Source organism: Roseateles sp. P1_C6 (assembly GCF_056406315.1).
Genome location: NZ_JBFUAK010000025.1, coordinates 1 through 10,659 on the forward strand (window position 1 = coordinate 1; position 10,659 = coordinate 10,659).

At 70.5% G+C, this 10,659-nt stretch carries 10 protein-coding genes; 1 reads left to right on the plus strand and 9 read right to left on the minus strand.

Annotated elements, in window-relative coordinates; genetic code table 11:
• The 7 genes from AC1D29_RS29400 to AC1D29_RS29430 all read right to left on the minus strand — a co-directional run.
• The coding region (locus tag AC1D29_RS29400) for a FecR family protein (protein WP_477904288.1) at nucleotides 1–1,039 on the minus strand (1,039 nt) is incomplete at its 3' end.
• Complete coding sequence (locus tag AC1D29_RS29405; protein WP_477904290.1) at nucleotides 1,036–2,394, minus strand: surface lipoprotein assembly modifier; 1,359 nt, start codon at nucleotides 2,392–2,394, stop codon at nucleotides 1,036–1,038. The genes AC1D29_RS29400 and AC1D29_RS29405, both read right to left, overlap by 4 nt.
• A gap of 143 nt (nucleotides 2,395–2,537) precedes the next feature.
• Nucleotides 2,538–3,368: a tryptophan 2,3-dioxygenase gene (gene kynA / locus AC1D29_RS29410; RefSeq protein WP_477904292.1), complete on the minus strand. Its 831-nt coding sequence runs from the start codon at nucleotides 3,366–3,368 to the stop codon at nucleotides 2,538–2,540.
• Nucleotides 3,365–4,621 carry a kynureninase gene (gene kynU / locus AC1D29_RS29415; protein WP_477904294.1) on the minus strand — a complete coding sequence of 419 codons (1,257 nt, stop codon included), beginning with the start codon at nucleotides 4,619–4,621 and terminating at the stop codon, nucleotides 3,365–3,367. Before kynU ends, kynA begins: the two co-directional genes overlap by 4 nt.
• Nucleotides 4,621–5,289, minus strand: coding sequence for an arylformamidase (gene kynB, locus AC1D29_RS29420; RefSeq protein ID WP_477904296.1), 669 nt, complete (start codon nucleotides 5,287–5,289; stop codon nucleotides 4,621–4,623). Before kynB ends, kynU begins: the two co-directional genes overlap by 1 nt.
• 81 nt (nucleotides 5,290–5,370) lie before the next feature.
• Nucleotides 5,371–6,513, minus strand: a complete 1,143-nt coding sequence (locus AC1D29_RS29425) for a HupE/UreJ family protein (RefSeq protein WP_477904298.1) — start codon at nucleotides 6,511–6,513, stop codon at nucleotides 5,371–5,373.
• Entirely contained in the window at nucleotides 6,510–7,649 is a 1,140-nt protein-coding gene (locus AC1D29_RS29430) for a hypothetical protein (RefSeq protein ID WP_477904300.1), read from the minus strand. The genes AC1D29_RS29425 and AC1D29_RS29430 overlap by 4 nt, the downstream gene beginning before the upstream one ends.
• Before the next feature lie 290 nt (nucleotides 7,650–7,939).
• On the opposite strand from AC1D29_RS29430, the gene AC1D29_RS29435 reads away from it, so the two are divergent.
• Nucleotides 7,940–8,131, plus strand: coding sequence for a hypothetical protein (locus AC1D29_RS29435; protein ID WP_477904302.1), 192 nt, complete (start codon nucleotides 7,940–7,942; stop codon nucleotides 8,129–8,131).
• Nucleotides 8,132–8,228: 97 nt separating this feature from the next.
• Here the strand turns inward: AC1D29_RS29435 and AC1D29_RS29440 are convergent, their stop codons facing one another.
• Entirely contained in the window at nucleotides 8,229–9,356 is a 1,128-nt protein-coding gene (locus AC1D29_RS29440) for an ABC transporter substrate-binding protein (RefSeq protein WP_477904304.1), read from the minus strand.
• Between the two features lie 170 nt (nucleotides 9,357–9,526).
• Nucleotides 9,527–10,659 (minus strand): hypothetical protein (locus AC1D29_RS29445; RefSeq protein WP_477904306.1); only part of this gene is annotated, 1,133 nt, incomplete at its 5' end.

Below are 10,659 nucleotides of genomic sequence, written 5' to 3' on the forward strand. Positions count from 1 at the left end.
GTGCAGGTGCAGGTGCAGGTGCAGGTGCAGGTGCAGGTGCAGGTGCAGGTGCAGGTGCAGGTGCAGGTGCAGGTGTGGGCGCAGGCGTGGGTGCTGGTGCAGGTGCAGATGCAGGCGTGGGCGCCGGCGTGGGCGCCGGCGCGGGCGCGGGCGTGGGTGCCGGTGCGGGCGTGGGTGCCGGTGCGGGCGTGGGTGCCGGTGCCGGTGCGGGCGTGGGTGCCGGTGCGGGCGTGGGTGCCGGCGCGGGCGTGGGTGCCGGCGCAGGCGTGGGTGCGGTGTCAGCCGGGTTCAGCTGGGTGGCCAGATCCTGGGCGACCTTGTCGCCCGATGTGGGCCGCGGCGGGTCGACGGGCGTGCTGCTGACGGGCGCCGCGGCGACGGCCGTGGGGCTTTCGGCCGCGTTGGCCGGCTGCAGGTACAGCAGGTGCTGCGTGCTGACCGCCGGCTTCACCGTGCGGTTGGGCGCGAACGCCGACGACCCCTTGGGCACGTCCACGCAACCGCCGTCGTTGCACACGGCCACCAGGCCGCCGATCACGCCGACGCGCAGGCCGTTGTCCACATCGGCGGTGTACTCGGTGCCGCGGATGCCGATGGTGCCCGACGGGGTGTCGAGCTTGTAGTTGCTGGTGCGCGGCTTGCCGATGGTGCCACTGATGGTGCGCAAGCCCCCGCCCAGCAGGCTCATGAAGCCGCGTTCGTCTTCGCCGCCGGGGCTGGCCAGGTGGTAGTCGTCCAGCCGCAGCGTGGTGCGTTCGCCCAGCGCCATCAACGCGCCGTCCACCATGCGCAGTTGCACGCGGCCCTTGCCGGTCTGTACGGTCTCGCCCGACTCGATGGCTTCGCCGGTCTTCAGCTCGCGCACCACGCCCTTGGCCGACAGCACACGCACGTCGCCGCTGGTGAACAGGGCGGTGGCCGATGGCGCCGCCCAGGCCAGGCCGTTGACGACGCACAGCGCCGCAGCCGCGAGCGTGTTGCGAAGGCCGGCGGCGGGCGCCTGGGCGTGCCTCGGCTTGAGTCGGTGCATGCGGCTCATTGGAAGCTCCTGTGCGCGGTGATCTGGAAGACGTTGCGCGTGTAGTCGTACAGCACGACGTTGGACGCGACATGTGCGCGGCGTGCTTGCGCCACCCATTGCCAGCGCGGGCTTGCGGTCCAGCGCAGGCCGGCGGAGAAGTCATTCTGCGTGTCGCGGCGGGCGGTGTCGAAGAACGGCTCGGTGCCACCGTAGCGGCGCCGCTCGTGCTGCCATTCGCCAAAGCCGGTCACGCCGGTGCCCAGGCGCTGCTCCACGCCCAGCCGCAGGCCGGCGCCGTGGTGGCCGAAGTTGTCGAACGCTGACGCGCGGGCGCGCTCCTGCACCGCGTAGGCACTGCCGTAGGCCAGGGGCCCCGCGCCGTCGAACTGGCGTGCGCCGCCCACGCCCAGCAGCAGGCGGTCGGTGTTGCGTTCGTGCTGGTTGTTGTAGACCTGGCGTGACCACTGCGCGAACACGCTCACCTGCGACGCGGCATCGAGCTGCGATTGCCACTGGCCGGTCAGGCCGCTGGCCCTGCGGTACAGGCTGCCGCCCACCCAGGCGGTGTTGTTCTGCAGTGCGACGAGCTGGCTGTGCGTGCCCGCGGTGTGGCGCAGGCCAGCGGTGGCGTCAAGAAAGACGGTGTTCATGTCGTGCACCTCGCGGTCCACTGCAGCACGCACGTTTGCCGCGCCCACCAGCTGCCATGACGGCGACAGTGCCTTTTCGGCGTTGAAGCCGCCGGCCGCGAGGGCGACCAGGTCGTGCTGCTGGCGGTTTTCCGGCGTGTTCTGGAACAGGATGCCGCCGAACGCGGGGATGGCGAACTCCCCCTGGTTGGTGGCGCTGTTGACGTTGCTGTCGTAGGCGGCACCCAGCTCCAGGTAGCCAGACAACCGTGGCCCGTTGGGTGGTGCCACCTGGTCGACCACGCTGATCACGCGGTCTATGGCGGCGGCCGCACCTTCCGGCAGGTCGGTGCGCCGCACCAGCTGCCATTGCTCGCGGGCTGCGTTGACGTCGCCGGCGGCCAGGTAGGCGCGGCCCAGTTCGGCGCGCGCCAGCATGTCGTCGGGCTGCTGCTGCACGACGCGCTCCAGCGCGAAGATGGCGCGCGTGACATGACCGGCATCCAGCGCTGCCACGCCCAGCAGGTAATCGAAACGGGCATCGCCAGCGCGCTTCACCTCGGCCTCCGCCAGCAGCGCGTAGGCGCCCGCGGCGTCACGCCGGCTCAGGCGCGCGCGTGCGTCGTCCAGCAGCGCATCCTGTGCGCAGGCGTGGGACGCCAGAAAAAGGGCAACGGCGCAAGCGCAAAGCCGGCCGCGCAAGCGCAGCCCGGCGGCCTCCGTCCTAGAAAGCAGGGGGAGCAACTAAACCTCTCTCATCCGAAACAATGCGCGTTTGCACTGCGGTCGCCGCATCTTCGGCCACCGACCGGATTTCTGAAGTTTCGTGTCAGGAACCCCCGTGATATCCGTCTCGGATGTGTTTGCCCATACGTAACGACGCCGGCTTACAGCTCCGTGCGCAGCGCCCACAGCTCCGGGAACAGCACCACGTCCAGCATCTTGCGCAGGTAGCTGACGCCGCCCGTGCCGCCAGTGCCGCGCTTGAAGCCGATGACGCGCTCCACCGTCGTCACGTGGCGGAAGCGCCAGAGGCGGAAGGCATCCTCCAGGTCCACCAGCTCCTCGCCCATCTGGTACAGGTCCCAGTGGCTTTGCGGCTCGCGGTAGACGGTCAGCCAGGCCTGCTTGACGCCTTCGTCGGCCACGTGCGGCTGGGTCCAGTCGCGGGCCAGGTTGGCGGCCGGCACGGCGATGCCGCGTCGGGCCAGCAGCTTCAGCGCCTCGTCGTACAGCGACGGCGCTTCGAACGCCTCGCGCACCTGGGCCAGCAGGTCGGGCCGGTGCTCGTGGGGCTTGAGCATGGCCGCGTTCTTGTTGCCCAGCAGGAACTCGATGCGTCGGTACTGCGCGCTCTGGAAGCCGCTGCTCTTGGCCAGGTAGGGCCGGATGGCGCTGTACTCGGGCGGCGTCATCGTCGCCAGCACGTCCCAGGCGTGCACCAGCTGCTCCATGATGCGCGACACCCGCGCCAGCATCTTGAAGGCCTCAGGCAGCCGGTCGGCGGCCACGTTGCTGATGGCCGCCTGCAGCTCGTGCAGCATCAGCTTCATCCACAGCTCCGACGTCTGGTGCTGCACGATGAACAGCATCTCGTTGTGGTCGGGCGAGAGCGGCTTCTGCGCGCTGAGGATGGCATCCAGCTGCAGGTAGTCGCCGTAGCTCATGTCCTTCGAGAAATCGAGCTGGGCGCCGTGGTGTTCGGTGGTGCCGCTCATGTCACGGCTCCCCGCTTCTGGAACTCGGGCGTTTGCCAGGCCTTGGTGGCCAGCACGTCGACGAGGATGCTTACCGCGTCGACCACGTCGACAAACCGCGTGTACAGCGGCGTGAAGCCGAAGCGCAGCAGCGCGGGCTCACCGGCGCGGAAGTCGCCGATGACGCCGCGCGAGATCAGCGCCTGCATCACCGCGTAGCCGTCGACGTCCTCAGGCAGCGAGATGGACACCTGCGAGCCGCGCATCGTCGCGTCACGCGGCGTCGCCACGGTCGCCGTCGGCACGCGCACATCGATCTCCGTGATGAAGGCCTCCGTCAGCGCCAGCGACTTGGCTCGCAGCGCGCCCATGCCACCCAGCTTGGCCGCCTCGTCGAACACATCCAGCGACGTCTCCAGCCCCGTCATCGCCAGCACGGCCGGCGTGCCGCACTGGTACTGCTGGATGCCCGCCGCGGGGCGGTACTCATGGCTGAACTCGAACGGCGCCGCATGGCCCAGCCAGCCCGTCAGCGGCTGCCACACCTGGCCCTGGTGGCGCGGGTGCATCCACACGAAGGCCGGTGCGCCGGGGCCGCCGTTCAGGTACTTGTAGCCGCAGCCGATGGCGAAGTCCGCCGCCGCGCCCAGCAGGTCCACCGGCACCGCGCCGGCGCTGTGCGCCAGGTCCCACACGGCCAGCGCGCCGGCCTGGTGGGCCCAGCGCGTCAGCAGCGCCATGTCGTGCATGCGGCCGCTGCGATAGTTCACATGCGTCAGCATCAGCACGGCGCACGTCTCGTCCAGCAGCGGCGGGATTTCCTCGGGCGTGTCGACCAGGATCAGCTCGCCGCCGTGCGCGCGCACCACGCTCTGCGCGATGTAGTTGTCGGTCGGGAAGTTGCTGCGCTCGCTGACCACCACGCGGCGCTTGCCCTGCTGCAGCTGCAGCGCCGCGTGCAGCACCTTGTAGAGGTTGACCGAGGTCGAGTCCGCCACCAGCACCTCGCCCGGCCGCGCGCCTATCCATGGCGCCAGCCGGTCGCCCAGCTTCCTCGGCAGCGCGATCCAGCCGGCGTTGTTCCAGCTGGCGATCAGGCCCTGGCCCCACTCCTGCTCCACCGCCTTGGCGATGCGCGCGGGCGTGGCCTTGGGCAACGCGCCCAGCGAATTGCCGTCCAGGTAGATGACGCCGGGCGGCAGCGTGAAATGCTCGCGCAGCGGCGCCAGCGGGTCGCGCGCGTCCAGCGCGAGGGCTTCTTCTCTTGTCGTCATCAAAGTTCTCTCAGGATGGCGCGCACCGGGCTGGCACAGGCGCCTTGCAATTTCATGGGCAGGGCGATCAGCTCGTAATCGCCCTCGGGCACGTCGTCCAGCACCAGGTTCTCCAGCACGCGCAGGTCCAGGCGGCGCAGCTGCTGGTGGCTGTCCAGCACCTTGGAGTCGGCCGGGTCGACGCTGGGCGTGTCGATGCCGATCAGCTTCACGCCGCGTGCGGCCAGCCAGGCCACGGCCTCGGGCGCGTAGGCGGTGAAGGCGGGGTTCCACACCGTGTCGGCGCGCTCGCAGCAGCGCACCAGCACCCTCGGCGGCAGGTCAGCCTCGGCATGCTGCAGGTGCGCGACCATGACCAGCGGCGCCGCGCCGATGGCGTGGATGACGCGGCAGCGGCCGAGGTAGGTGTCCAGCGGCACATCGGCGATGGCCGGCGCGTCGTTGGCGTAGTGCAGCGGCGCATCCGCATGCGCGCCCACGTGGGGCGACATCGTGATGGCGCTGAGGTTGACCGGGCAGCCGGGCGACAGCTGCGCCGTCCAGCGCAGGCTGTAGGGCTCGTCGCCGGGGAAGATGGGCGCGTCGGGCGCGACGGTGGGGGAGATGTCCCACAGCCGGCGCTCGGGGCGGGGCGGCTGGGGCCGGGGCGGGGTGGTTGAACTGCTCATGGCGGCGGCACCATAGCGGCAGGCCGGGAAGAGTGGTGTCGGTTAATTCCAACTCCCTGTCAACCCGCGCGCCGCGGTGCTTCAGCCGGGCAGCAGCTTCAGGTCCAGTGCGCGCTCGGCCAGCCACACCGCCGCCAGCAGGGCGATGACCAGCGAGCAGCCCGTCAGCACGACGCGCCGGTAGAAGGCGCTCTTTCGCAGCAGGTAGGCGGTGGGCAGGAAGGCGGCCACGATGGCCAGCTGCCCCACTTCCACGCCGAGGTTGAAGCCCACCAGCGCCCGCGCCAGCGCGCCAGCGGGCAGGCCCAGGTCCACCAGCACGCTGGCGAAGCCGAAGCCGTGGATGAGCCCGAAGCCGAACGCCACCATCCAGCGTCGCCCGTGGAACACCGGCCAGACGTTGTTCATTGCTGCCAGCACCACACTGGCGGCGATGCAGCTCTCCACCAGCCGCGACGGCAGCGTCACCCAGCCCAGCACGGCCAGCGACAAGGTGATGGAGTGCGCGACGGTGAAGGCGGTGACGATGCGCAGCACGTCGAAGAAGGCCGTGCCGAAGTGCTCCACCGGTGTCCAGCGGCTGCGGCGCCAGACGCCCACCGCCGGCAGCAGCAACGACAGCAGGAACAGGATGTGATCGAAGCCGATCCAGATGTGCCAGACGCCCTCGTGACCGTAGTCCAGCAGTTGCTGCCAGCCGCTGGCAGGCGCGCTGATGCGGAACTGCTGCGACGGCGCGTGCGGCCCGAGGATAGCCGTGCTGGTGGTGCCGTCGACCGTCAGGTTCAGCAGGCCGCGGTGCTTGGGGTCCAGGTCGGCGAACAGCCGGTAGTCCAGTGTCAGCGTGTGCGGCGACGCGCTCTTGCAGGCCAGGGCCAGCGGCATCACCGTGTAGGCGCCGTCGGTGTGCTCGTCGACGAGTTGCTCGCCGACCGTCACCGTGCACGGCTGGCCGTCGGCCTGCACCGCCAGGCGGGCCGACGCATAGGCGGCGATGGCCGCATGGCGGGCGCGGACTTCGCCCCAGGTGATGTTGCCGTCGCCATCGGCGTCCAGGCCGATGGCGAAGTCCAGGTCGCGCAGCGCGATGTCCCAGCGGCCCGACAGCTGACCGGCCTGCAGCGTCAGGCCGAGGTAGCTGTCCGACGGCTTGTGCGCCTGCGCGGGACCCGCCAGCAACAGCAGCAACAGCGCGCCCAGCAGCCACGCCCGGACGGCGCTCATGGCAAGGCCTTCAGCGCGTCTGCCAGGTGCTGCAGCGCCACGCTCTGCACGCCCCAGGTCGTCATCCAGTCCAGCACCGGCTGGGCGGCTGCGCGGTCACGCGCTGCCAGCGCCGCCTCCAGCAGGATGCGGGCATCGGCCGGCTCCCGCTGCTCGCGCCAGTTCTGCTGGGCCAGGGCCAGCGCGCGCGGGACATCGCCCTGCAGCGCGAGCACGAAGCGGGACTCTTCCTTGCGGTGCGTGGTGTCACCGCGCTGGCGTGCGGCGTCGAAGCGGGCCGCCAGCTCGGCGGCCAGCGCCGGCGCCTGCGCGTCGCGTTGGGCCTGGGCCGCCAGGGCCAGGCGCAGCAGCAGCACATCGGCGCGGCGGCCCGCGGCCAGCCGTTGCAGCACCTCGGCCGGCCGGCCACGGTCCAGCAGGAAGTCGGCGAACGCCGCCTGCAGGTAGACGTCGGCCACGCCCAGCCTGCTGGCGTCGTTGAAGGCCTTCTCGGCGGCCGCGTGCTGGCCCAGTCGTTCTTCCGTCTCGGCCAGGCGGGTCAGGGCCCAGACGCGCTCCTCGGGGCCTTGCCGGGCCGCGTCCTGCAGCGCCGTGCGCAGCGCCGCTGCCGCCTGCGTCCCACGCCCCGTGACGGCATCGACCTGCGCGTGGCAGGCCGCCGCCACCAGCGCCGTGGCGCGCCGGGCCAGCCCTTCGCAGCTGCGCCGGGCGGCGTCGTAATCGGCGCGCACCATCAGGATCGCCGTCTGCCAGGACCAGGCCACGCCGTCGTCGGGCTGCGCCTGCAACGCCGCCGCCAGGTCGGCCAGTGCCGGCTCGAAGCGGTGATCGAACTGAAGCAGCATGGCGCGCAGCACGCGCACGTCGGCCGGCGGGTCCGGCAGTTGCCACCAGGGTTGCAGGGCGGACTCGGCGTAGCCGATGTAGCGCGGGTCGCCCTCGGCGGCGACCTGCTCGAAGTAGCGGCGGGCCAGCGCGGTGGCCCGGCCGACATCATGGGGCGCCGCGCGCCAGGCGGCGCGCAACCGGGCCAGCTCACGCGCCTGCGGGTCGCTCGCCCGTGCCGGCACGGTGGTCAGCACCTGCGAGTCCGACCGGGGGCGGAACGGCTCCGCGCCCACCGCCGGTGCCAGCATCGAAAGCGCAAGTGAGAGGCAGCCCAGGGCCGCGCGCGGAAGAGGGCGCATCGGGCGGCATGGTATCGGTGAGTCGGATACCCGAGCCGCTTGCTCAACCGGCCGCCGCGGCTGGGTGCCCCGGCGCGCGTTCGACCCTGTCAACCGATCCAGGATGTGCCCTGTTGAGGGTATGCCCGATTGAGAGCCGTTTGGCCCAGACGACAAACTCGGGCGCTGGCTGACAGGGCATCCTCCCTGGAAGCCGGGTGAATGCAACACCACGCATTTCCAACATCGAAAGTGATCCCATGACCAAGATCCTGAGCGCCCTGATCCTGACTGCTTTCGCCTTCAGCGCCCAAGCCGCATCGCACGCCGGTGCCGCGCCCATGGCCGCCAAGGCCGCCAGCGCCGCCGAGCCGGCTGCCAGCGCCGCCAAGAAGGAGATGAAGAAGGAAGAGAAGAAGGTCGAGACGAAGAAGGAAGAAGCGAAGAAGTAGTCTTCGCTTCTCCGCACGGACGAGGGCAGGTGCCACACCTGCCCTTTTCATGGGCGAAGCGCACCAGCCAAGCTGCGGAACGTCGCCCGGTTCTGACTCAGCGCCTGAACTTGCCCGTCTGGTCGATGATGGCCAGGTCCACGTAGTCCAGGCCGCTGTGGTCCTTGGCGTTGTAGCCCACCTCGATGCCGCCCACGTCGTAGCGGCCCATGTTCTCCAGCGCGTCGCGCAGGCTCTGCCGCGTGGGCTGCTTGCCGGCGCGCTTCAGGCCCTCCACCAGCACCTTGGCCGACACATAGCCCTCGACGACGGTGGGCGTCAGGTCCACGCCGGCCTTCTGGGCCGCCTCGGAAATCTCCTTGATGATGGGCTTGGCGATGGAGCGCTCATAGGGGAACACCTGGCTGACGATGACGCCGTAGCCGATGTCGCCCAGGTCCTTGATGAAGCCCATCGACGCGTTGTTCGACAGCGTCACCAACTGCGCCGACGAGCCCGCGGCCCGCACCGCCTTCATGCCCTGAACGACCGCCGTGCCCGAGCCGATGAACATCACCGCCTGGGGCTGCTTCTCCAGCAGCTTGGGCACGATGGGGCCGAAGTCGGGCTTGGCGCGGTCGTACTTCTCGTGGGCCACGGGCTTCTTGTTCGTCTTGGCCAGGCCGGCCATCGCGCCCTGCACGGCGTCGTCGCCGAACGAGTCGTTCACCTGCACGATGGCGATGCGCTCCATGCCGATCAGGCTCAGGTGCTCGATGGCCCGCTCGGCCTCGCGCTGGTAGGTGGCGCGCACATTGAAGAGCCAGTAGTTCACCGGCTTGTGCAGCACCATCGCGCCCGTCGACGGCCCCACCAGCGGCACCTTGTGCTCGGCCAGCAGCGGCATGATTTCCTGCGTGTGCGGCGTGCCGCGGTTCAGGAACAGCGAGATGACGCCCTGGTCGATCAGCTGCTTGGCGTTCGCGGCGGCGATCTTGGGGTCGAACTTGTCGTCCAGCGACACCAGGTTGATCTTCTGGCCGTTAACGCCGCCGCTGGCGTTGACGATGTCGAAGTACATCTTGGCGCCCCGCGTCGCCTCACCCACGCTGGCCGCCACCTGGCCGGTGTGGCCGGCCGTCTGGCCCACGGTGATGTCGGCGTGCGCGGTGGTGGTGCTGGCGAAGGCGGCCGCCGCGACGGCGTTGACGAGCAGGCGGCGGGCCTGCTGCCGGAATGAGGTCATGGTGTCGTCTCCAAACTGCCCCTGGCTGCGGCGGGCTCTTCGTGTCGGCCTGCTCGCGGGAACGTCATTCAAGCATGGGCAGGGGGTGCGTTTGGATGAACTGCAGCGGCTCTGTGGGCATTACTTACGCGGTGGCGTTGGTCGTTGTGCGACGCGCGCGGCCTGCGGGACTACCAAACCGCCTGGAAAGAATTCCCGCTGAATCGGCTGTCGCCGGTGATGGCACGCATGTCCACAAACTCGAAGTCCGCCGCCCGCAGCGTCTTGAGGTTGTCCATCGTGCCGTCCTGCCACTGCGCGCTGGGCTCGCCTTGTACGTACAAGTCGGAGCCGATGTCGGCCACGTACAGGCCGTAGCGCTGCATCGCCACCGCGACGGCCTTGGCCTGGGTCGTCCAGACCGCTGGCGGCACGAAGCTGGCTTTCAGCCGCAGCACGGCGCCGAACGGCACACCGCCGGGCGTGTCGCCGCCGGCGCGGTGGCGGGCGGGCCAGACATAGCTGCGCGCCATGACGCTGTCGCGCAGCGTCACGCGCAAGGCATGGCGGATCTCGCCGGCGCTGGCTTCGGCCGCCCGCGCCAGCAGCGGCAGCAGCGGCAGGCCGGCGGCGTCGCCGGAGGTCCAGGTGTCGGGCCGCATCGCGTTGGATTTCAGGTCCCAGGCGGCCGTTGAGTAGCTGTACCACTGGCCGTTGAACTTGTAGCTGGCATAGCTCTCCCACAGCCGGCAGCTGCCTTGCTCGACGACGAGCACGTGGCGGTCGCCGCATTGCTGCGCGTCGTTGCAGGCGCCGCCTTCGGCCTTGAGCAGGTCGTCGCGCGGGAAGGGGAAGCGCCGGTTGACTGCGGTCAGCGTGGTGCAGTCGCGCGTCAGCGCGAAGCCGCCGCCCACCGGCGCAGCGCAGTCGCTTTCGTCGGGCGCGCCGACACCGCTGCCGGCGCGCGGGTCGGCGGGGTTGAACGAGACGGTGGGCCAGCTGGTGGTGGCCGTCGCCGCGGTGCTGCCGTCGACGACGTTGTATGGGATGCCGTAGTAGTCGGCGGGCTGCTGCTGGTTCTCGCTGCGGCCCCAGTCGGGGTGGAAGGCACGCGTGCCGCCGACGCTGTTGATCCACGTCGCGCTGCTGGCGTGCACGGGGAAGCGCTGCGCGTCGTCGATGCGCGTGTTGAACACCGCGGTGGCGGGGAAGACGTCGCAGTTGGCGATCTGCGGCGCGGCGCCCGGCGCTGGCGGCGGTGCCGGAGGCGGCGGAGGGGGCGCTGGCGGCGGCGGCGTGGGGGCAGGGGGCGGCGGTGCCGGCA